We start from the raw sequence: 20,214 nt of genomic DNA, 5'->3' as shown, positions 1-20,214 counted from the left end.
CGACACTGGTGGTAGTCCGGTCAGACAGTTCTTCTCGACATCGCTTGCTGGGTTGGCAACAGGACTCTCGTGCTTCGCTTGTGTGCGCACGATTGTCGCTCCACTTCCTGAGATTTCCGGCTATTCTCGCCTCCGGATCGCCGAAGCGAAATGGCAAAGGGATGGAGCAGACTGCTTGAGAGTTCTTCTGGTCGAGGATGACGTGACACTTGGGGAAGCAGTGCGCGACCATGTGGCGAGCGCCGACCATGCAGTCGACTGGACCAAGACGCTTGACGCTGCAGAGAGCGCCCTCTCGACGACCGGCTACGGTCTTGTCCTTCTGGATCTGCGCCTGCCGGATGGCAGCGGCATCGCGCTTTTGAAACGCCTGCGCGCCAAGGGTATTACCACGCCGGTAATCATTCTGACGGCACATGACCAGATTTCAGATCGCATCGAAGGATTGAACAGCGGTGCAGACGACTACCTTGTGAAGCCTTTCAACCTGGGTGAGCTGACGGCGCGCATGTTGGCGGTTAGTCGCCGTTACAGCGGCCGTCCGGTTTCGCTTCTTCGCGTGGGCGATCTCGAGATCGATCCGACCGACCGTCGCGTTACCGCAACGGGCGCCGTCATCGAACTTTCCAGCCGGGAATGGGCCGTGCTTGACGCGCTGTCGTCTCGTGTCGGCGCGGTCGTTTCCAAATCGCAGATCGAGGAAGCGCTTTACGCCTTCGGCTCGGAAATCGAGAGCAATACCGTCGAAGTCTATGTCAGCCGCTTGCGCAAGAAGCTTGGCCGCGACCACATCACAACACTGCGCGGAATTGGATATCGGCTAGGGTAGATCGATGAGCATGCTTCTTTCCAAGACGGCGCCTTCCATGACCCGGCGTCTGATTTTGTGGCTGACTGTGGTGATGGCGTTTCTCTGGCTGCTTGCCGTGGGCCTGGGCTTGGTTGTGATGGAAGAGGAGCTCGCCGAAATTTTCGATGGTACTCTGCAGGATACGGCCGAGAGACTGGTTCCTCTTGCCGTCGACGACCTTGAACATCGCAGCCTCGTCGGCGCCTCCCCCCAACAACTACAGACCGCGAGTTCGAGCGGCGAACGGGAGTACCTGATCTATCAGGTGAGAGACACGGCCGGCCGGATCCTGATCCGGTCCCATGATGCGCCGGCAGAACCTTTCGAGGCGCCGCTGAAGGCAGGGCTGTGGCGAAACGACACCTATCAATTTTATACCGCGGCGAATGGCGATCGGAGTGTCTTCGTGCAGGTCGCCGACGCTTTCGAAAACAGAGAAGAAGCGCTTCGCGAAGGCGCCATGGCACTGTTTCTGCCACTTCTGCTGCTCATTCCCGTCTGCGGAATGGCGATCTGGTTCGTGGTGCGGCGAGCTGTCCGTCCCGTCGGTGCGTTGCGCGAGGAGATCGAAACCAAGGACGGCGGCAACACCGAGCCGATCGACGCGACGGCGCTTCCGAAAGAGTTGATGCCGATTGCCGCATCGGTCAATCGGCTGATGCAGCGCCTGCGCACAGCACTTGATGCGGAGCGTGAATTTACCGCCAACAGCGCCCACGAGCTGAGAACGCCGATTGCGGGCGCGCTGGCGCAGACTCAGATGCTGGTCGCCGAACTTGTGGGAAACCCTCATCGCCGGCGTGCCGACCAGGTTGAAGCCTCACTGACGCGACTGAGCCACCTTGCGGAAAAGATGCTGCAACTGTCTCGCGCGGAGGCGGGCATCGGCCTCGCCGACCACGCCGTCGATCTCGGTCGTGTTCTGGACATGGTGGTGACCGATTTTCAGCGCGGCATGGCCGATCCCGACCGGCTGGTCCTCCGCCATCCAACTGGCGCGCGCCTGACGGCGCCGGTGAGCGAAGACGGGTTCGCGATCGTGCTGCGCAATCTGATCGAAAACGCACTCATTCACGGGACACCGGATAAACCGGTCGAGGTGTTTCTTGAGGATGGTGGCCAAGTGCGCATTACCAACGGATCGCCGGTTATGAGTGCGATTGAACTTGCCGCCATTCGCAAGCGCTTCGGGCGTGGCCGGACCGAAGCCGAAGGCTCCGGTCTCGGTCTTTCAATTGTGGACCGACTACTCGGTCAGATGAACGGACAGTTGATCCTCGCATCTCCGGCGACAGGACGCTCCGACGGTTTCGAAGCGCGGATAGAACTGCGCCATCTCTAGGCGATCGACGAGCTCGTTCACATCGGAGGCACGACGCCGTTGGTGCCGACAACGACCCGGCCGCTCGACATGGAGCCATCGGCCGCCTTTTCCGACGGCACAAACACAGTCGCGCCTGCCTTGATATCCGCTTCGACTGCTGACGCGAACGTCACGATCGGGGTGCCCTCAGGGATCGAGATCTTTTTCTCCTGGCCATTGTACGTCACGGTGACCGTGTGGCCATCGACGGATTTGACCGCATCGGCAACCGTCGCATTGGTCATCGAGCTGTTCGGCTTCAGATCCCAGGCGTAGCTGCCTTCGCCGGTGCCTTTCATCGCCGCCGGGAAGATCAGAACTTCAAGAGCGCCATCACCGCCATCGGCAGTCGGCAGCGAGGCGATCCCTACAAAGTCACCAGGCTTGATGTCATCGATAGAGGCCTTGGCAACGCTCGACACCTTCCAGTCATCCTTGAGCGTGATCTTGGCATTCGTGCCTTCGCGGGTTTTGACAGACAGGGTCTTGCCTTGAAGGCTCTCGACTGTACCGCGGACCCGGACGGTGTCTGCCGCAAAGGCCGAAACACCGAGCGTGACGGCGATCAGTGCGCCTGAGAGTATCGTAAAGCCGGTTCTGGAAATGGAGGACATGGTCTCTTCCTTTTTGAAACCCTTAAGGTCGTGTCGTGCTGCCGGTGGATTCGGGTTGGAAATCCTCCGACCTTCGCCGAGCGCGGCACGATGCCGGCGCGGAATTGTTGTCGCGCAGAGGCGACAGATCAGTCTCTCGCCCTCATCGGCCACCTGACGATGCCCGCCGCAAACAGGGCGATCCAGATCAGAACAGGCTGTAACGGCAATCGAACCATGTGATAAAGCCACTGCCACTGCGAGGCGTCTGGCGCAGTCAGGCTGGTAACTGCGTGCTTGATATTGGCAGGAAACACGCAGGCTGCGTAAAGCGCCAGGCCAATGCCCGCATACCGACGGGACCACGGAACAAGCAATCCGATCGCGCCTGCGATCTCGCAGAGGCCCGTTACAAGAATCACCTCCGGTGCATCAGGGACCCAGCTGGGTGTGATGCTGAGAAACGGCCGCGGCACGGTAATATGCAGGACGCCCGCTGCGGCATAGAACAGGAAGAGGCCCAACCGGCACCGACGGCGCCAGACGGTTAGGTCCTGTCCCTCGCGTTCCCTGGCGGGTTCAATCCTTTGCATCTGCCGCTATCCGTCGCTCCACCGACCTTGCAATGGAGGCTAAGTCCCTGCGTCGGCCCGCAACGCTTTCCATGGCAGCCACCGCCAGATCCCTCGCGATGTAGTCGGACTTGTGCCCGAGCTTGTGGACGACGATCAGTTTTGCGCCGCGGATATCGCGCGCCAGATGTTTGGCATGGATTTCGGGAGACACGATCTCATCGGCATCACCGGTGATGATCACGGTCGGCGCCTTGATCTTCGGATATTGTCGCGAGGCGGTACGTGCCCAGTCGCTGAGCGCCGAGATTTCCCGCGCATTATGGCGAAATGCGGTTGGGCTCAGCGCCTGAAATGCATTGGTCTCGGCAATATAGCCGGCGGGGACAGGGTTGGGAGAGAAGACTGCGCTCGCCGCACCCTTGATCGCCAGCAGCCCCACCGGTGGAACGACCAGTGCGCTGAAGACCTGGCCCGTGAAAGGGGCTGTGGCTGCAGAATAATACCATGCCACGCTTCCGTCCCAGGGGTAGACCGCCGGCGAGAGGAAGACGAGACCGGACACCATGTCCGGATGCCGAACTGCAAATGCCGCGGCGATGGCGCCCCCGAAGGAATGGCCGACGATAATGGCCTTGCCGATCCCCCGCTTCCTCATCAGCTGCGCGACGGCATCAGCCTGGCCATCCGGAAGGATATTCTGTTCGCTTCCGATATCGGAACTGCCATGTCCCGGTCGGTCGACGAACAGCAGTCGCGCCCTGCCCTGCAACGTCTTCCTGAACGAAAAGAGGGGATCTTTCAGGCTCGTGCTCGCACCATGGAGAAAAACGATCGGGGGAAGATCCGCTTTTTTATCCGGCTCGATCAGAACGCTGTTGAGTTTGTAACCGCCGACATCGATCCGGACCGCTTGTGGCACATGGTCATCGGCCGTCACCTGCCGCGCGCCGACGATGCCGAACGCCGCGAGCGCAAACCCCAGAAGCAAGACAATCTTTTGCATTAGTCCTCAATGCGTTTCGCCGAAATGAGCATTTCGCTCCTACTACGCGCGCGGGACAAGGAAAGTTTCAGTCCGGAATGATCAAAGGCGCAAGAGGCGCCCATAGTCGCAACACGCCGCGTTTGACAGCGGCGACGACGGGCGCGTTGCGGCGGATCGCATCTTCAGCCGTTTCTGCAGCAACAAGAATGAATTCGGCCTTCGCCCCCACAGCGATCGGTGGCGCTAGCATCCCGGTGATCTTCTCCGCATCTGTCGACACCATCTCGAAAACGCTGTGCATATCGGCTGCCGTCGAGAGCTGATCAAGATTGGCGTAGAGGCCTGCCATCCGAAGCAGTGAGGCGTCGCCGTACGGTGTGAACGGGTTTTGCACATTGTTGGTGGCGAGCGCGACATCCACCCCGAAGCGCTTCATCTGGGCTGCCGGAGCGATGCCTCGCGGCCGCATCGGGTTGTCGCGCGATCCGTTCAAAAACGCGTCTGTCGCGGGCAAGACGACGAGAGCGATACCGGCCTCGGCCATGCTCCGCGCCATCCTCTCACGCTCGTCAGGGTCGAAGGCTGCAAGCTTCGTTGCATGGCCGACAGTGACACGCCCGCCCCAGCCGAAGGCTTCGGTCTGCCTGATGATCTCGGGCAAAATGGAATTTCCGGGATCGAGATCGAAGTCGGCGTGGAAGTCGACATCAACGTTGTAATGACGGGCAAGGCCGAAGATGCGGTCGACATGGGCAACGGGATCAGGGTCCGTATAAGGACATCCGCCAATCAGATCCGCACCCATCCTCATGGCTTCGTGAAGAAGGTCGATGGTTTCAGGCTCGTTGGTCAGGCCTTCCTGCACGAAGGCGCAAAGCTGGACGTCGATGAGACCCGACCATCTGCGCTTCAGCCGCAGCAGACCTTCCAGACTTCGAAGACCTGCGCGTGGATCCACCTCGACGAAGCTGCGCATGCGCTGCGTACCCGCACGCACAGCCAATTCCAAGACTTGCGCGCCGCGCGCTTCGACATCCTCTGCGGTAAAACTGCGTTTCGCTTGCGCCGTCAGCCGAACGGCTTCAGCAAGGGTCCCCTCGCACAGCGGGCAGCGGCCAAGGATCATCGCCTTGTCGAGATGGACATGCGCATCCGTCAGTCCCGGCAGGATCAGCACCCCTCCAGCATCGAGACGCGGCGACGATAGCTGTGCGGTCTGCTCTCCGATCGCGACTATCACGCCGTTCGAAACATTGAGCGACATGCCTTGGCGACCGTCCGCCAATCTCAGATTGTCGATGATAAAAGTACTCTGCCCGACAACGCTCATGAGACCACGCTGAGTAAACCGCTTCACAAAGACCAGACGTCGTTACTCGCCCATCACCCAACAATGCAAATATCCCATGTCGCATTGCAACGCGAGTGTTTCTCAGAGCGGCTGCGGGGAGTTGCGTTGGCTGGCTAACGGTCGGGAAATCGGCTTGTTGGGACGATTGCGCGGCGGAGTGTAGCTCACCGGCTCACAAGTCTGGACCTTCGCATCTGGGCTAGAGCAAGATTTTCATTGTTTCACGGTTTCGTGATGGCCGGTCTGAAATCCGGGTTCGATAGGGCGAGATGCTCGTTGATGCAGTGGATCTGCGATGGATGAGCCTGCTTCGGGAGGTTTTCCGACCCATGCAAATTGGATTTTTTGATGGACATCCACATCTCTCGCTCTACAAACAGGTCATGGACGGGCTGCAGATGCGCATAACGAATGTGCGTCTGAAGCGCGCTTTTAGTGCGTGACGTCTGACTTGATACAATCCTCGCGATACGCTGATCGGATTGGTTCTTCGCCGGCGATGGCTATATCGCCCAAATAAAATACACGGACAACCTCTGGCCGGAAAGCCTATGCTTCCGCCGTAGAGTAGATCCGACTGTCTAGGAGAATGCCCGCGCTACCGAGCCCGGGCCAAATTTTTAATGGCTTATGCAACTGAAAATGACGCGCCGCTCGAAGCGACACCGACCAAGATCAGTCTAAACAACGTCTACAAAATCTTCGGCGAGCGGCCTGACAAGGCCTTGGACATGATCCGCGCCGGCAAGACAAAATCCGAAATCCATTCAGCGACCGGTTGCTCCGTCGGTGTCAACGACGCGAGCTTTGAGATCAAGGCCGGTGAGATTTTCGTGATCATGGGCCTGTCCGGCTCCGGAAAATCCACCCTCCTTCGTCTGCTGAACAGGCTCATCGAGCCGACATCCGGTGCGATAAAAATCGACGGGCGTGACATCACCCAGATGTCGCGCAAGGAACTGATCGATCTGCGGCGGCGCGATATCAGCATGGTGTTCCAGTCCTTCGCGCTTCTGCCCAACCGTACCGTGCTCAACAACGCTTCCTTCGGTCTCGAGGTCGCAGGCGTCAACGAAGCCGAGCGTCGGCAGAAGGCTCTCGTTGCTTTGAAGGCCGTGGGCCTCGACGGTTACGAGGACAGCCTTCCGGATCAGCTGTCCGGCGGCATGAAGCAGCGCGTCGGCCTTGCCCGTGCTTTGGCCAGTGAACCGACCATTCTTCTCATGGACGAAGCCTTCTCGGCACTTGACCCGCTCATCCGGACCGAGATGCAGGACGAGTTGGTCCGTCTTCAGTCCGAACAAAGCCGCACGATCGTCTTCGTCAGCCACGATCTCGACGAAGCCATGCGGATCGGCGACCGTATCTGCATCATGCAGAACGGCAGCGTCATTCAGGTCGGCACGCCGGACGAAATCGTCATGAGCCCGGCCAATGATTACGTCCGCTCCTTCTTCCGCAATGTTGATGTCAGCCATGTCTTCAAGGCCGGCGATGTTGCTCGCAAGACCCAGGTCACGATCATCGACCGTCAGGGTGTATCGGCCGCCGCCGCACTCGAACGCATGAAGCACTTCGACCGCGAATACGCGATCATTCTTGGTCGCGACAAGACCTACCAGGGAATGGTCAGCCAGACATCGCTTGTCGAAAAGCTGCGCGCCAAGGCGGATGATCCCTACCGCGGAGCGTTTCTCACCGGGATCGAGACAATCGCAGCCGACGAACCGCTGTCGAACGTTCTCGGCACGGTCGCCGCCAGCGCCTGGCCGGTCCCCGTCATCGATGACGCGAAGCGCTATCTCGGATCGATCAGCAAAACGACGCTGCTTGAAACGCTCGACCGCGCCAGCTGATTTCCATTCACGACCTTAGAATTGTTGCAGCGCCCTGCCGGCCCATAATGCAGGCGGCGCTGTAGCCGGCCAGAAACCGGAGACAGACATGAATTTCAACATCGGCGACGGCATCGATACAGCCGTCAACTACATCCTCGACAACTTCTCCCCCTTTCTCGATCTGATCGCGTCGGCGATCGGCTTTGTAACCGGGACGATCCAGGATGCGCTGCTTGCGCTCCCGATGCCCGTCGGCATTGCCATCTTTGTCGCGCTATCCCTCTGGCGGGTCGGCCTCGGCTTCGGCTTGCTGACCGGCATCGCACTTTGGCTGGTGGACCACATGGGTCTCTGGAGCGCCATGATGGAGACACTTTCCCTGGTGATCGCGTCCACGCTGATGGCGATGATCATCGGCCTGCCGCTCGGCATTGCCATGGCGCGCAAGGATAGTGTCGCAGCCATCGTCCGGCCCATCCTCGATCTGATGCAGACCATGCCGGCGTTCGTCTACCTCATTCCGGCAGCGATGTTCTTCGGGCTTGGAGCGGTACCGGGTGCCATCGCCACGGTGATCTTTGCAATGCCGCCTGTCGTGCGACTGACCAATCTTGGCATCCGCCAGGTACATCACGAGTTCATCGAGGCAGGCAACGCGTTTGGCTGCACCTCGACGCAGCTTCTGTTCAAGATCCAGCTTCCCAACGCCCTGCCCTCGATCATGGCCGGTATCAACCAGACGATCATGCTGTCGCTGTCGATGGTCGTCATCGCTTCGATGATCGGCGCCGGCGGGCTCGGCAACACGGTCCTGACCGGTATCCAGCGCCTGGATGTGGGCACGGGCTTCGAGGGCGGTCTTGCCGTCGTCATCCTGGCCGTCATTCTCGACCGGATCACCCAGAGCCTCGGCCAGAAATCCAGAAAGCCGAACGCCCTCTGGCGCGCGCTTTTCAAGAGAAACGAGCGTGAGGATATGGTGACGGCAACCGCCTGATCCAGTCCTTCGCCGAACCGTGCGGGTGATGAACCCGCAATTGCAAACCTCCCAAAAAGGAGACTACATGTTCAAGACCCTCGCAACCCTCGGGCTCGCCGCCACCCTCATCGGTGGATCTGTGACCGCAACGATGGCGCAGGACGCCAAGCCGGTAAAGATCGGCTGGTCCGCTTGGTCCGATGCTGAATTTGTCACCAAGCTCGCCGCCAAGCTCATCAAGGATGAACTCGGCACGGAAGTCGAGCTGGTACAGTCCGATGTCGCTCCGCTCTACCAGGGTGTCAGCCGCGGCGATCTCGACGCGATGATGATGGCCTGGCTGCCGCAGACCCATGCGGACTACTACGAGAAGGTGAAGGACAAGGTCGAAACGCTGGGTACCGTCTATGACGGCGCAAAGCTGGGCTGGGTCGTTCCGGCCTATATCCCGGAAAGCGAGATCGCTTCGATCGAGGATCTGAAGAAGCCTGAAGTGCAAAAGAAGCTTTCCGGCATCGTGCAGGGCATCGATCCGGGCGCAGGTCTGACACGGTTGTCAGAAAAGGCCGTGAAGGATTACGGTCTCGACGACTACAAGCTGCAGATCTCCAGTGAGGCGGGCATGCTGACGACGGTCGATCGCGCCATGCGCAGCGAAAAGTGGTTCGTCGCCACGTCCTGGAGCCCCCATTGGATGTTCGGCAAGTACAAGCTTCGTTACCTGACCGACCCCAAGAAGTCGCTGGGTGAAGCAGAACATGTCGACGTCCTCGCCCGCAAGGATTTCAAAGCCGAAAATCCGAAGGTTGCCGGCTTCCTCTCGCGCATGAAGCTGCCGATCGATGATCTCGAAGCGGGGATGTTCACCGCCCAGGAGACTTCGTACGACGAAGCGATCGAGAAATACATCAAGGACCATCCGGACCAGATCAAGGCCTGGGTTGGTAACGAAGGCTGATATCGGCTTCGGGCTCTGCGGTTATCCGCGGAGCCCTTTTGCCACGTGAAGCCAGCGTACAATTGTCCAGGAGAACACATGTATATCGACGGAACCGATCTAAACCTCGCCACCGGTGACACGCTTGGCGGGCGTATCTCGCTTGCACGCGACGCCTGCGATGTATCGGTCGACGACGCGGCCGACATGACCGGCGTTGAACGGGATGTCTGGCAGTCGTGGGAGAATGATCGCGACGCACCGATCGCAACTGATCTGGAGATCGTTGCACGCTCTCTGCAGGTGAGCCTTGCCTGGCTGATCACCGGCCGCGGCGTCGGGCCGAAGTGGGACAACTAGTCTGTCAGCGTTGAAGTCCGACTAGCGCACGTTCAGGCCGGTTCGACGGGCTGCGATGCGCTCGACGGCCGATAGCGTGTCGTAGATGAGGATCGCAAGAGCGCCGACGATCAGGCCGCCTTGCAGGATAAAGGCGAGATTGTTGGCCTGCAGGCCGGCGATGATGACTTCGCCCAAGGTTTTTGCGGCAACGGTAGAACCGATCGTGGCCGTGGCGAGACTGATCACGACCGACAGACGGATACCGGCGAGGATGACGGGTGTCGCGAGCGGCAGCTCGACCTTGAACAGCCGCTGCAACCCGGTCATGCCCGTCCCGCGCGCCGCCTCCATGACAGACGGCGGAAGGGTCGTCAGCCCCGTCAGTGTGTTTTCGAAAATCGGCAGCAAACCGTAGAGAAAGAGCGCGACCAGCGTCGGTTTTTCACCAAAGCCCAGCGTTGGAACCGCGAGCGCCAGCACCGCTACTGGCGGGAAGGTTTGCCCGATATTCACGAGGCCCCGCGAGAGCGGCAAAAACTCGGCGCCGATCGGCCGCGTCACGAGAATTGCCATGGGAACAGCCACAAGAATCGCTGCTGTCGTGGCGATGGCGACCGTCCTCAGATGCAGAAGCGTGAGTGTCAGAAGACTTCCCTGATTGTAGATCGCGGGCGCATTCTGCTGAACCAGCGGGCGCAGGATGGGATCGAACGATTCGGGCATCAGCAGGAACGTCAGCAGAAGAACGAGCAGTAACGCCCGCAGCATGAGAGGAAGCCACGCTCTCATGCCAGACCCGCCGCGCGCTTCGAAAGTCCTTCGACCGAAACAGAGCCGATGATCCGCCCATCGGATGCGCGAACAGGCAATGCCTGCTGTCCCGTCCACAAAAGCTTTGATAGCGCTTCTCGCTGGCTCATGTCTTCGGACAGTGGTTCCCCTGTCGCTTGATTGGGCTCGAGGGCCTCACCGATAGTCTGCATCGACAGGAGCCGGAATGGCCGCTCCGTATCGCCAATCAGCGTCTCGACGAACGGGGTCGCAGGCTGTCGAACCAGTTCGACAGGCGCGCCGTATTGAACGACCTTGCCCTTGTCCATCACCGCAATCCGGTCCGCCAGATGAAAGGCCTCGTCCATATCGTGCGTGACGAGAACGATAGTCGTGCCGAGCACTTTTTGAATGCTGATTAGGTCTTGCTGCGCCTTGGCGCGAATGATCGGGTCGAGAGCGCCGAACGGCTCATCCATCAGGAGTACGTTGGGTTCAGCCGCAAGAGCGCGTGCCACGCCGACGCGCTGTTGCTGCCCGCCGGAGAGTTCATGCGGAAAACGCGCCGCGAAATCGGCGGGGTCGAGCTGGAAGAGTTCGAGCAGCTCTTTTACTTTGGCGTCGATGCGGGGCCGGTCCCAGCCAAGCAGACCCGGAACAGTGGCGATATTCTGCGCGACGGTTCGATGCGGAAAAAGCCCGTGTCCCTGGATCGCGTAGCCGATCCTGCGCCGCAGTTCGAACCCCGGCAGGTCGCGATTGTCGACGCCGTCGAGCTTGATGGTACCGGATGTCGGCTCCACCAGCCGGTTGATCATCCGCAGAAGCGTCGTCTTGCCGGAACCCGACGTGCCGACAATGACCGTTACCGTGCGCGGTTGGATCGTCATGGTTACTGTGTCGACAACCGTATTGTCGCCGTAACGCTTGGTGAGGGTCTCGATTTCGATCATGCGGCTTTGCCTCGAGTGCCAACAGGGGCGTTCAGTTCGACGAGTGCGTCCAATACGGTGGCTGCGGTGAACGCGAGCACGACGGTGGGTACGGCGCCCAGGAGCACAAGATCCATTGCCGTCTGGCCGACGCCCTGGAAGACGAAGACGCCGAACCCGCCTCCGCCGATCAGGGCCGCAATGGTGGCAAGCCCGATATTCTGAACCAGAACGATGCGGATACCGGTCAGGATGACGGGCATGGCGAGCGGCAGTTCGATGCCGAACAGGCGTTGGCGCCCGGTCATGCCGACTCCGCGGGCCGCCTCGTTTGCTTCCCGGGGCACGCCTTCGAGTCCCACGACGGTGTTGGCGACAACAGGCAACAGGGAGTAGAGGAACAGCGCCACGAACGCGGGTGCAGCGCCAATGCCGCGTATGCCGATCGCGGCCGCACCCGGCACGTTGATGGCGATCCAGCCGAGCGGCGCGATGAGAATGCCGAACAGGGCAATCGACGGGATCGTCTGGACGAAGTTCAGCGTGTTGAGAATGCCGGCACGCAAGGACGTGACTCGGTGGGCAAGAACGCCGAGGGGAAGACCGACGACGACGGCAGCAATCAGCGATCCGATCGCCAATGTCACATGTTTTCCCGCTTCCTGCCAGAAGACGTCGGCGCGGCCCGCATATTCCCTGATGATGGAAAGTCCGTCCCAGAGACCCGAAGACAGGACGAGCGCGATGCCCGCTAGGCTGACCGCCAGCAAGGCGATCCGAACGACGGGTGTTGGCCGCAGTCTGGCGATCGCATCGGCGGCGAGCAGAGCGAAGGCAAGCATCAACAGCCAGGCACCGGAGGCCGGCGAAACACGAGCATAGGTATTGCCGTCCGGCGTCAGAAACGACGCGGCGGAGCCGACGGAGATGGCCAGTCCCGCGAGAACGGCCGCCGCAGCCGACAGCCTTAGATAAAGAGGTGTTTTGAAGAGTGTGATGAGGATCGCGACGCCGATAACGACGACGAAGGAGATTGACGTGGAAGGCGGCAGGGATTCCCAGAGAGACTTCCCCTGCCCCGGCACGATCCGGTTGGGACGGAAAATCATGAGGGGCGCGAAAAAGGCAGCATAGGTTGCCAGAAGCGCCACGACGACACCCAGCTTATCGAGGCGAAGCTTCAATCCGATCCTCCTTGGCCCCCGGATGATGCATCCCTCCCCTGAGGGTGGAATGCATCATACAGCCAGCTTTACTTCAGAAATCCGTTCTTCTTCAGGAAGTCTTCGGCAACGGCCTTCGGCGGTTCGCCACCGAGCTGCACGCGGCCGTTCAATTCCTGAAGTGTCACAAGGTCAAGCTTTTCGAAGACAGGCTTCAAAAGCGTTTCGATCTGTGGATGCTCCTTCAGAACCGCTTCACGGATGATCGGAGCCGGCTGGTAGACCGGCTGGACGCCCTTGTCGTCTTCCAGAACGACGAGACCTGATGGCGCAATGCCACCGTCCGTGCCGTAGACCATCGCCGCATTGGCGCCGTTGGTCTGGTTTGCAGCTGCTGCGATCGTGGCAGCGGTGTCGCCGCCGGACAGCGTGATCAGCTGGTCGGACTTCAGCGTGAAGCCGTAGGTCTTCTGGAAGGCCGGAAGGGCTGCAGCCGAGTTGACGAATTCCGAGGAGGCAGCCAGAACGACCTTACCGCCGCCAGCAACATACGAGCCGAATTCGCTGAAGGTCTTGATCTTGCCTTCGTCCGCGACTTCCTTGCGGATGGCGACCGCCCAGGTGTTGTTTGCCGGAGACGGGGTCAGCCAGACGATCTTGTTTGCATCGTAATCCAGCTTCTTGGCCTCAGTATAGGCCTTTGCCGCGTCCTTCCAGGCCGGGTCTTCGGCTTTTTCGAAGAAGAACGCCGCATTGCCGGTATATTCCGGATAGATGTCGATTTCGCCGGCGGTGATCGCCTTGCGCACGACAGGTGTGGCGCCGAGCTGAACGCGATCCGTCGTCTTGATGTCGTTTGCGTTCAGGATGGACAAAATGATGTTGCCGAGGACGCCGCCCTCGGTATCGATCTTTGATGATACGACGACTTGCGCCGATGCCGTGGCCGCAGATGCGGCAATGGCGAATATGGTTCCGATCACGATCTTGGGCAGGTGCACGGCCGGTATCTCCCTGTTTACAACTAGTCTTGCCTGGCGCGCCCAACCGCAATCGTCCGGACGCAAACGCCTATATATGCCGCCGGTTCAAGAAGAATAGTGGAGCAACGTCACGTCAGTCATTTGCGGTATGCCTCGTCCTGAAACCGAGGCCGTATGCCGTCTCCGGATCCGACAGCCGCTCGGAAACGACTGCCCGGCGGGAGGAACGATCGCGCCTTCTTCGAGTTATGTCGATGCCGCCCCTAGCATCCCTTTCAGCGAACATTTCGGAGGCCCACCCATGGCAGACAACATCAGCAATCCTGAAGGCAAAGGCCCTGCAGGTGGTTGGGGCTCGGTAAAGTCGATTTTCCGGATCTACGGCGAGAGTTCGCCTCCACCAGCGTTTCTCGAAACATTGTCTCGACAAAACAAGCCGGGCGGATTCATGTGCGTCTCGTGCGCCTGGCCAAAGCCCAAAAACTATCACCCCTTCGAGTTTTGCGAGAATGGTGCCAAGGCCACCATGTGGGACCTGACCAACTCCCGTTGCGGACCTGATTTCTTCAAGAAGCATACGGTGGAGGAGCTGAAGGGCTGGAAAGACCACGATCTGGAGATGACAGGTCGCCTGACCCATCCTCTCCGCTTCGACCACGCGACCGGACAATACGTGGAGGCCACCTGGAACGAGGCGTTCCAGAAGATCGGCGCAACGCTAAAGCGCCTGGAGAAGAAGAGCGTGGTCTTCTATTCGTCCGGCCATGCCGGACTGGAAGCATCCTACCTCTATGCCTTGCTGGCACGCGCCTATGGCAACAACAACCTGCCGCAGAGCTCGAACATGTGCCACGAGACGACGTCCGTCGGCCTCACCAAGGTCATCGGCTCGCCGGTCGGTACCATCGTCTGGGAAGATTTGGAAAAGACCGACGCCTTCTTCTTCTTTGGCCAGAACCCGGGCACCAACAGTCCACGTTTCCTCCATCCGCTGCAGGAAGCCAAAAAGCGCGGCGCGAAGATCGTCACATTCAACCCTGTTATCGAGCAGGGTCTCGTGTCGTTCGTGAACCCGCAAAATCCGCTCGACATGGTCACGGGCAACGAGACCAAGATATCCGATCAGTATCTGCAGGTGCAGGCCGGCGGTGACGTCGCTGCCATGCTGGGTCTATGTAAGACCGTCGTCGAGACCGATGATGCGGCGGTTGCCGCTGGCCGGGCGCGCGTTCTCGATGTCGATTTCATCGCCGAGCACACGACGGGCTTCGACAAGTTCATCGAATGCGTGCGCGACACGCCTTGGTCGGACATTGTGCGCGAAAGCGGGCTCACGGAGGCTGATCTGCGCGAGGCAGGCGCGACTTATATTGCCGCCAAGCGCGTCATCGGCGTCTACGGAATGGGACTGACCCAGCACTCGCAGGGCGGCCTTAACATCGCGATGCTAGTCAACCTTCTCCTCCTGCGCGGCAATATCGGCCGTGAGGGCGCTGGTTGCTGTCCGGTGCGTGGCCACTCGAACGTTCAGGGCCAGCGGACCGTCGGCATCGCCGAAAAGACCAAGCTCATCCCGATGGACAAACTGAAGGAACTGTTCGATTTCGATCCTCCGACCGAGGACGGAACGCACATCGTCGATGCGGTCAAAGGCATGATGGCGGGAACCATCCGCGCCACAATCTCACTCGGCGGCAATCTGCTTCGCGCCGTGCCGGATCAGGTCGATATGGAGCGGGTCTGGGCCGAGCAGGAGCTGACGGTCATGGTCTCGACCAAGCTCAACCGCAGCCATCTGTTTCCGGGCAAGGAGGCCTGGATCTTGCCATGTCTCAGCAGAACCGAGATCGACATGCAGGCGACCGGAAATCAGTCCGTCACGACGGAAGACAGCTTCTCCCACATTTCCGGTTCGATCGGAAAGCGGACGCCGGCATCCAAGCAACTCCAGAGCGAACTTGCGATCGTGACCGGCATCGCCAAGGCAACCCTCGACCATAACCCGAAGCTGAAATGGGACGAATGGACGCGGGACTACAGCCTCGTTCGCAATCTCATCGAGGCAACCTACCCCGACGACTTCAAGCATTACAACCAGCGCATGTTCGAGCCCGGCGGCTTTTATCGCGGCAATGATGCACACGAACGGAAGTGGAATACTGAGGAAAAGAAAGCGGTCTTTACAACGCCGCATCAGCTCAACGCGTTGTCGTTCGAGGATGCGCCTGGTCGGTTCCGGCTGATCACGATGCGATCCAACGACCAGTTTAACACAACGATCTATGGCTATTCGGATCGATTCCGCGGCATCGAGGGTACGCGAGACGTGCTTCTCATGTGTCCGGAAGACATCGCTGCAGCAGGACTTCGGGAAGGTCAGGTCGTATCGCTCGTCAGTGACTTCGAAGACGGCAAACACCGCGAACTCAGCGGGCTGACGGTCAGAGCGCACAAGCTTCCGCGCGGCACGATCGGCGGGTACTATCCCGAATGCAATGTGCTGAACGCAATCGACCATCACGACGAGATGTCCAAGACGCCGGCGTCCAAGGCAATCCCGGTAAAAATCGTCAGCCACTGATTCCGAAAGCGAGTACCGTCCGGTACAGTGCCCGCCACGCCAGGTAAACCCGGTTTGGCGGGCACACTTCGTTCTGCTTAGGCGCTTTCAATTTCGCCAAGAAACGCATCTCGATTGTTCTGCACGACCGCCAAAAGGTAGTCGGCGACGGCACGTACACGGGGAATGCGGCTCATGTCGCGGTGACGGACCAGGTAGTAGTGCCGGGTCAACTGCACCTCGCGGGGCAGCACCAGCTCGAGATCCGGCTGACGGCGCGCAATGAAATGCGGCAGGATGCAGAGACCCTGACCCTGAAGCGTCGCCGTCAGTTGCGCCGAGATGCTTGAGCTCTGAAACCGCGGCCGGATTCCCGGATGGACGTCGCCAAGATAGTCCAGTCCCGGCGCAAAGATCATATCCTGGATGTAGCCGATGAACGGGTGTAGCAGCAGGTCGTCGCGGCTTTTAATCTCCGGTCGCTCGGACAGGTAGGATTTTGCGCCGTAGATGTTCAGCCGATAGTCGGTGATCTTCTCGATTTCGTAGGGTCCGCCCTTCGGCGGATCGAGCGAGATGGCAATGTCGGCCTCCTTGCGCGACAAGGACATGATCTGCTGGATCGTCACCAGCTCGAGCGAGAGATTGGGATGCTGGACGGTGAAATCGCCGATCTGATGCGCGAGGAAGAAGTTCGCAATTCCTTCCGGAGCACTGAGACGGACGACGCCCTGGTGAGCAGCGCTCCCCGAAAAGATATCCATCTGTAACCGGTCCGCTTCCGCCTCCATGCGTTCCGCCGCTTCGATGAAGCGTTGTCCAATTCCGGTTAGGACATAGCCGCGCGGATTGCGCTCGAAAAGCTTGATCCGGAGACTGAATTCCAGCCGGTCGATGCGGCGCGATACGGTGGCATGGCTGGTGCGCAATTGCCGGGCCGCGACGGAAAGCTGCCCGGTTCGGGCGACGGCCAGGAAATATTGAAGGTCGTCCCAGGTGAAGTTCGGGCTGGCTGTCATGTCGGCGGTTAGCGCTCCAATGTCCCTATCTGTTCAAACGCTGTCACGGGTCTGTTCAAAATTGAACAGAGGCTGTTTGCAATTAATAGCGCGCTCCTCCTTGCGTCAACGTTCGTTTTACTCGACCATACCCACAGGAGGGGCTGCTTTGAGGAGGGTGGCCCGCCAAATTTGAACAGATTCGCGCGCTGTTATCTCTGGGAGGAGACCTTATGCGAAAGACGTTTGTGGCGTCCGTTGTTACACCGCTGGCCGTATTGCTCGCCAGCAGCACTGCATTTTCCCAAACGGCATCCGACGGCAAGGTCAGGATCGGTATCCTGAACGACCAGTCCGGCGTGTATTCCGATTTCGGCGGCAAGTCGTCCGTTGAGGCTGCAAAGATGGCGGTCGAGGATTTTGGCGGCAAGGTTCTGGATGTTCCGATCGAGGTCATCGACGCCGATCACCAGAACAAGCCCGACATCGCCTCCAACATCGCCCGCCAGTGGTACGATACCCAGCAGGTCGATACGATCATGGACCTGACAACGTCGTCGGTCGGTCTCGCGGTCCAGGCGCTGTCCAAGGACAAGAAGAAGATCACCATCAACACCGGTGCGGCGACCACTGATCTCACGGGCAAGTCCTGCACGCCCTACGGCTTCCACTGGGCATATGATACCCATGCGCTTGCGGTCGGCACAGGCGGTGCGATGGTCAAGCAGGGCGGTGACAGCTGGTTTTTCCTGACCGCGGACTATGCTTTCGGCTATTCCCTCGAGCAGCAGACCAGCGACTACGTGAAGGCCAATGGCGGCACGGTCGTCGGTTCGGTGCGGCATCCCCTGTCGAGCCAGGATTTCTCATCCTTCCTGCTGCAGGCGCAGTCATCAGGCGCGAAGGTGATCGGGCTTGCCAACGCCGGTCTCGACACGGCCAACTCGATCAAGCAGGCGGCCGAGTTCGGTATTGTCCAAGGCGGTCAGAAATTGGCAGCGCTCCTGTTCACGCTGGCCGAAGTGCACGGGCTCGGACTTGAGGCAGCACAAGGCCTGACGCTGACGGAAGGTTATTACTGGAACCTCGACGATAAGAGCCGCGAGTTTGCCAAGAAGTTTTTTGCCCGGACCAACAAGATGCCGAACATGGTTCATGCGGGCACCTATTCTGCCGTGACGCAGTATCTCAAAGCCGTGCAGAAGGCCGGTACGGACGAAAGCGACGCGGTTTCCAAAGCGCTGCATGAAATGCCGGTCGACGACTTCTTCGCGCGCGGCGGCACGGTCGGTGCCAACGGCCGAATGATCCACGACATGTACCTGCTGCAGGTGAAGAAGCCTGACGAAAGCAAGGAGCCGTGGGACTATTACAACGTGCTTGCCACCATTCCCGGCAAGGAAGCCTATATCGATCCGGCCAAGGCCGGTTGCGAGCTGGTGAAGTGAGCGATGGCAGTCGCATCGATCTCGACTAACGATCAGCCACGGGTGGTCTTGTCCGCCCGTGGCCTGTCGAAGAGCTTTGGAGCATTCGCAGCCGTCAAGAATGTCGATCTCGATGTTCACGACGCCAGTGTCCATGCGCTGATCGGTCCGAACGGCGCCGGCAAGACGACGGTTTTCAATCTGCTCACCAAGTTTTTGCAGCCGACCGCCGGTTCGATCACGCTGATGGGCGCCGACATCACGAAACTGCCACCCGACAAGGTGGCGCGGATGGGGCTGGTCCGCTCGTTCCAGATCTCGGCCGTGTTTCCGCATCTGACCGTGCGTGACAATGTCCGCGTCGCATTGCAGCGTCCGAGCGGGTTGTCGACACAGTTCTGGCTGCCGCTCTCCTCGCTCGACCGGCTGGATGCCCGCGCCGACGAGCTGATCGAGACTGTGGGGCTGAAACGCGAGCGAAACGCGCTGGCTGCCGACCTTTCCTACGGTCGCAAGCGGGTACTGGAGATCGCAACGACGCTGGCACTCGATCCGAAAGTGCTGCTGCTCGACGAGCCGATGGCCGGCATGGGCCAGGAGGATATCGGCACCGTGTCCGCCATCATCCGCGAAGTGGCGAAGACCCGTGCGGTGCTGATGGTGGAGCACAATCTCTCCGTCGTTGCCGATATCTGCCACCACGTCACGGTGTTGCAGCGCGGCGAAATTCTGGCCGAGGGCGATTACGCGACGGTCAGCCAGGATCCGCGCGTCCGCACCGCTTACATGGGCACGGAGGAAGCATGATGGCGCAACCCCTGCTTCAGGTTTCCAATCTCAATGCCTGGTATGGTGAAAGCCACGTCCTGCACGGCGTCGACATGACGGTGCATGAGGGCGAAACCATCACCATTCTCGGTCGCAACGGCGTCGGCAAGACCACGACGCTGCGCACGATCATGGGCATCATCCGCGAACGCCGCGGCGAGATCCTCTTTTCCGGCCAGGACATGTCGCGGGTTCCATTGCACAGAACCGCCCATGCGGGTCTCGGCTTTGTGCCTGAGGAGCGTGGTATCTTCTCGACGCTGACCGTCGAGGAAAACCTCATGCTGCCGCCGGTCGTTGCGCAAGGGGGAATGCCACTCAGCGAGATCTACGAACTATTCCCGAACCTTCACGAACGCCGCTCCAGCCCGGGCACGAAGCTCTCCGGTGGCGAACAGCAGATGCTGGCGATCGCCCGCATCCTGCGCACCGGGGTAAAACTGCTCATCCTCGACGAGCCGACCGAAGGGCTTGCGCCTGTCATCGTGCAGCGCATCGGCGAAGTGCTGAAGACGCTCAAGGACCGCGGCATGACGGTGTTGATGGTCGAACAGAATTTTCGCTTCGCAAGCCGCGTCGCTGACCGGTTCTACCTGATGGACCACGGAAAAATGGTGGCAAATTTCCCGGTCGGCGAACTGCCGGAGAGGATGGACATGCTGCACAAGGTTCTGGGGGTTTGAGCATGGTCGTAATGCAAACGGATCACCGCACGGACGACCTGGCAACGCGCTCGCGT

19 protein-coding genes are annotated in these 20,214 nt (G+C 60.0%); 10 read left to right on the top strand and 9 right to left on the bottom strand.

What is annotated here, in order from left to right; translation table 11 throughout:
- The first annotated feature begins 175 nt into the window (after positions 1 to 175).
- Together IFT59_RS14760 and IFT59_RS14755 are read left to right on the top strand one after the other, a co-directional pair.
- Positions 176 to 829 carry a response regulator gene (locus tag IFT59_RS14760; protein WP_192087343.1) on the top strand — a complete coding sequence of 218 codons (654 nt, stop codon included), beginning with the start codon at positions 176 to 178 and terminating at the stop codon, positions 827 to 829.
- A gap of 4 nt (positions 830 to 833) precedes the next feature.
- Complete coding sequence (locus IFT59_RS14755; protein ID WP_446737835.1) at positions 834 to 2,192, top strand: ATP-binding protein; 1,359 nt, start codon at positions 834 to 836, stop codon at positions 2,190 to 2,192.
- A gap of 17 nt (positions 2,193 to 2,209) precedes the next feature.
- Here the strand turns inward: IFT59_RS14755 and IFT59_RS14750 are convergent, their stop codons facing one another.
- From IFT59_RS14750 to IFT59_RS14735, 4 genes are all read right to left on the bottom strand, one after another.
- Positions 2,210 to 2,827: a hypothetical protein gene (locus IFT59_RS14750; RefSeq protein WP_062460469.1), complete on the bottom strand. Its 618-nt coding sequence runs from the start codon at positions 2,825 to 2,827 to the stop codon at positions 2,210 to 2,212.
- 128 nt (positions 2,828 to 2,955) lie between these two features.
- Complete coding sequence (locus tag IFT59_RS14745) at positions 2,956 to 3,399, bottom strand: DoxX family protein (RefSeq protein ID WP_192078435.1); 444 nt, start codon at positions 3,397 to 3,399, stop codon at positions 2,956 to 2,958.
- A complete protein-coding gene (locus tag IFT59_RS14740) occupies positions 3,386 to 4,384 on the bottom strand; it encodes an alpha/beta fold hydrolase (RefSeq protein WP_192087342.1) in 999 nt (332 codons plus the stop codon). Before IFT59_RS14740 ends, IFT59_RS14745 begins: the two co-directional genes overlap by 14 nt.
- A gap of 67 nt (positions 4,385 to 4,451) precedes the next feature.
- On the bottom strand, positions 4,452 to 5,630 hold the full coding sequence (locus IFT59_RS14735) for an amidohydrolase family protein (RefSeq protein ID WP_197978117.1): 1,179 nt from the start codon (positions 5,628 to 5,630) through the stop codon (positions 4,452 to 4,454).
- A 710-nt stretch (positions 5,631 to 6,340) separates the two neighbouring features.
- Here IFT59_RS14735 and proV point away from each other — a divergent pair.
- From proV to IFT59_RS14715, 4 genes are all read left to right on the top strand, one after another.
- Positions 6,341 to 7,573, top strand: a complete 1,233-nt coding sequence (gene proV, locus IFT59_RS14730) for a glycine betaine/L-proline ABC transporter ATP-binding protein ProV (RefSeq protein WP_062459769.1) — start codon at positions 6,341 to 6,343, stop codon at positions 7,571 to 7,573.
- 88 nt (positions 7,574 to 7,661) lie between these two features.
- A complete protein-coding gene (locus tag IFT59_RS14725) occupies positions 7,662 to 8,552 on the top strand; it encodes an ABC transporter permease (protein WP_062459766.1) in 891 nt (296 codons plus the stop codon).
- Between the two features lie 67 nt (positions 8,553 to 8,619).
- Positions 8,620 to 9,492 carry a glycine betaine ABC transporter substrate-binding protein gene (locus IFT59_RS14720; RefSeq protein WP_192087340.1) on the top strand — a complete coding sequence of 291 codons (873 nt, stop codon included), beginning with the start codon at positions 8,620 to 8,622 and terminating at the stop codon, positions 9,490 to 9,492.
- A 78-nt stretch (positions 9,493 to 9,570) separates the two neighbouring features.
- Positions 9,571 to 9,831 carry a helix-turn-helix domain-containing protein gene (locus IFT59_RS14715; RefSeq protein WP_192087339.1) on the top strand — a complete coding sequence of 87 codons (261 nt, stop codon included), beginning with the start codon at positions 9,571 to 9,573 and terminating at the stop codon, positions 9,829 to 9,831.
- 21 nt (positions 9,832 to 9,852) lie between these two features.
- Here IFT59_RS14715 and IFT59_RS14710 read toward each other — a convergent pair whose 3' ends face one another.
- The 4 genes from IFT59_RS14710 to osmF form a co-directional block, all read right to left on the bottom strand.
- The gene (locus tag IFT59_RS14710) at positions 9,853 to 10,602 is read right to left on the bottom strand and encodes an ABC transporter permease (RefSeq protein ID WP_192087338.1); all 750 of its coding nucleotides are present in this window, start codon (positions 10,600 to 10,602) and stop codon (positions 9,853 to 9,855) included.
- Positions 10,599 to 11,537 (bottom strand): ABC transporter ATP-binding protein, encoded by a 939-nt coding sequence (locus tag IFT59_RS14705; protein WP_062577995.1) that lies wholly within the window; start codon positions 11,535 to 11,537, stop codon positions 10,599 to 10,601. The genes IFT59_RS14710 and IFT59_RS14705 overlap by 4 nt, the downstream gene beginning before the upstream one ends.
- A complete protein-coding gene (locus IFT59_RS14700; RefSeq protein ID WP_192087337.1) occupies positions 11,534 to 12,700 on the bottom strand; it encodes an ABC transporter permease in 1,167 nt (388 codons plus the stop codon). The genes IFT59_RS14705 and IFT59_RS14700 overlap by 4 nt, the downstream gene beginning before the upstream one ends.
- 68 nt (positions 12,701 to 12,768) lie before the next feature.
- Positions 12,769 to 13,680 (bottom strand): glycine betaine ABC transporter substrate-binding protein OsmF, encoded by a 912-nt coding sequence (osmF, locus tag IFT59_RS14695; RefSeq protein WP_062578000.1) that lies wholly within the window; start codon positions 13,678 to 13,680, stop codon positions 12,769 to 12,771.
- Between the two features lie 283 nt (positions 13,681 to 13,963).
- Between osmF and IFT59_RS14690 the strand changes: the two genes are divergently transcribed.
- Positions 13,964 to 16,243 carry an FdhF/YdeP family oxidoreductase gene (locus IFT59_RS14690; protein WP_113111458.1) on the top strand — a complete coding sequence of 760 codons (2,280 nt, stop codon included), beginning with the start codon at positions 13,964 to 13,966 and terminating at the stop codon, positions 16,241 to 16,243.
- 77 nt (positions 16,244 to 16,320) lie between these two features.
- Here the strand turns inward: IFT59_RS14690 and IFT59_RS14685 are convergent, their stop codons facing one another.
- The gene (locus IFT59_RS14685; protein ID WP_174197702.1) at positions 16,321 to 17,241 is read right to left on the bottom strand and encodes a LysR family transcriptional regulator; all 921 of its coding nucleotides are present in this window, start codon (positions 17,239 to 17,241) and stop codon (positions 16,321 to 16,323) included.
- A gap of 212 nt (positions 17,242 to 17,453) precedes the next feature.
- Here IFT59_RS14685 and IFT59_RS14680 point away from each other — a divergent pair, with 212 nt between their 5' ends.
- The 3 genes from IFT59_RS14680 to IFT59_RS14670 are packed head-to-tail and all read left to right on the top strand — an operon-like array spanning position 17,454 to position 20,158.
- A complete protein-coding gene (locus IFT59_RS14680; RefSeq protein ID WP_192087336.1) occupies positions 17,454 to 18,668 on the top strand; it encodes an ABC transporter substrate-binding protein in 1,215 nt (404 codons plus the stop codon).
- Between the two features lie 3 nt (positions 18,669 to 18,671).
- Entirely contained in the window at positions 18,672 to 19,454 is a 783-nt protein-coding gene (locus tag IFT59_RS14675; RefSeq protein WP_192087335.1) for an ABC transporter ATP-binding protein, read from the top strand.
- Positions 19,454 to 20,158, top strand: a complete 705-nt coding sequence (locus IFT59_RS14670) for an ABC transporter ATP-binding protein (protein ID WP_062459733.1) — start codon at positions 19,454 to 19,456, stop codon at positions 20,156 to 20,158. The genes IFT59_RS14675 and IFT59_RS14670 overlap by 1 nt, the downstream gene beginning before the upstream one ends.
- Positions 20,159 to 20,214 lie beyond the last annotated feature (56 nt).

Origin of the sequence: Rhizobium sp. CFBP 8752 (genome assembly GCF_014842035.1) — a bacterium.
GTDB classification, from domain to species: Bacteria; Pseudomonadota; Alphaproteobacteria; order Rhizobiales; family Rhizobiaceae; genus Neorhizobium; species Neorhizobium soli.
Note: the sequence above shows the minus strand (reverse complement) of the source record. Positions and strands in the feature narration are given on the sequence as shown.

Excerpts from the sequence above, each read along its gene's own strand:
- IFT59_RS14705 (WP_062577995.1), bottom strand. The coding sequence starts at position 11,537 with ATGATCGAAATCGAGACCCTCACCAAGCGTTACGGCGACAATACGGTT.
- IFT59_RS14670 (WP_062459733.1), top strand. The coding sequence starts at position 19,454 with ATGGCGCAACCCCTGCTTCAGGTTTCCAATCTCAATGCCTGGTATGGT.
- IFT59_RS14715 (WP_192087339.1), top strand. The coding sequence starts at position 9,571 with ATGTATATCGACGGAACCGATCTAAACCTCGCCACCGGTGACACGCTT.
- IFT59_RS14750 (WP_062460469.1), bottom strand. The coding sequence starts at position 2,827 with ATGTCCTCCATTTCCAGAACCGGCTTTACGATACTCTCAGGCGCACTG.
- IFT59_RS14710 (WP_192087338.1), bottom strand. The coding sequence starts at position 10,602 with ATGAGAGCGTGGCTTCCTCTCATGCTGCGGGCGTTACTGCTCGTTCTT.
- IFT59_RS14725 (WP_062459766.1), top strand. The coding sequence starts at position 7,662 with ATGAATTTCAACATCGGCGACGGCATCGATACAGCCGTCAACTACATC.
- IFT59_RS14690 (WP_113111458.1), top strand. The coding sequence starts at position 13,964 with ATGGCAGACAACATCAGCAATCCTGAAGGCAAAGGCCCTGCAGGTGGT.
- IFT59_RS14755 (WP_446737835.1), top strand. The coding sequence starts at position 834 with ATGAGCATGCTTCTTTCCAAGACGGCGCCTTCCATGACCCGGCGTCTG.
- IFT59_RS14745 (WP_192078435.1), bottom strand. The coding sequence starts at position 3,399 with ATGCAAAGGATTGAACCCGCCAGGGAACGCGAGGGACAGGACCTAACC.
- proV (WP_062459769.1), top strand. The coding sequence starts at position 6,341 with ATGGCTTATGCAACTGAAAATGACGCGCCGCTCGAAGCGACACCGACC.
- IFT59_RS14680 (WP_192087336.1), top strand. The coding sequence starts at position 17,454 with ATGCGAAAGACGTTTGTGGCGTCCGTTGTTACACCGCTGGCCGTATTG.
- IFT59_RS14675 (WP_192087335.1), top strand. The coding sequence starts at position 18,672 with ATGGCAGTCGCATCGATCTCGACTAACGATCAGCCACGGGTGGTCTTG.
- IFT59_RS14735 (WP_197978117.1), bottom strand. The coding sequence starts at position 5,630 with ATGTCGCTCAATGTTTCGAACGGCGTGATAGTCGCGATCGGAGAGCAG.
- IFT59_RS14685 (WP_174197702.1), bottom strand. The coding sequence starts at position 17,241 with ATGACAGCCAGCCCGAACTTCACCTGGGACGACCTTCAATATTTCCTG.
- IFT59_RS14720 (WP_192087340.1), top strand. The coding sequence starts at position 8,620 with ATGTTCAAGACCCTCGCAACCCTCGGGCTCGCCGCCACCCTCATCGGT.
- IFT59_RS14740 (WP_192087342.1), bottom strand. The coding sequence starts at position 4,384 with ATGCAAAAGATTGTCTTGCTTCTGGGGTTTGCGCTCGCGGCGTTCGGC.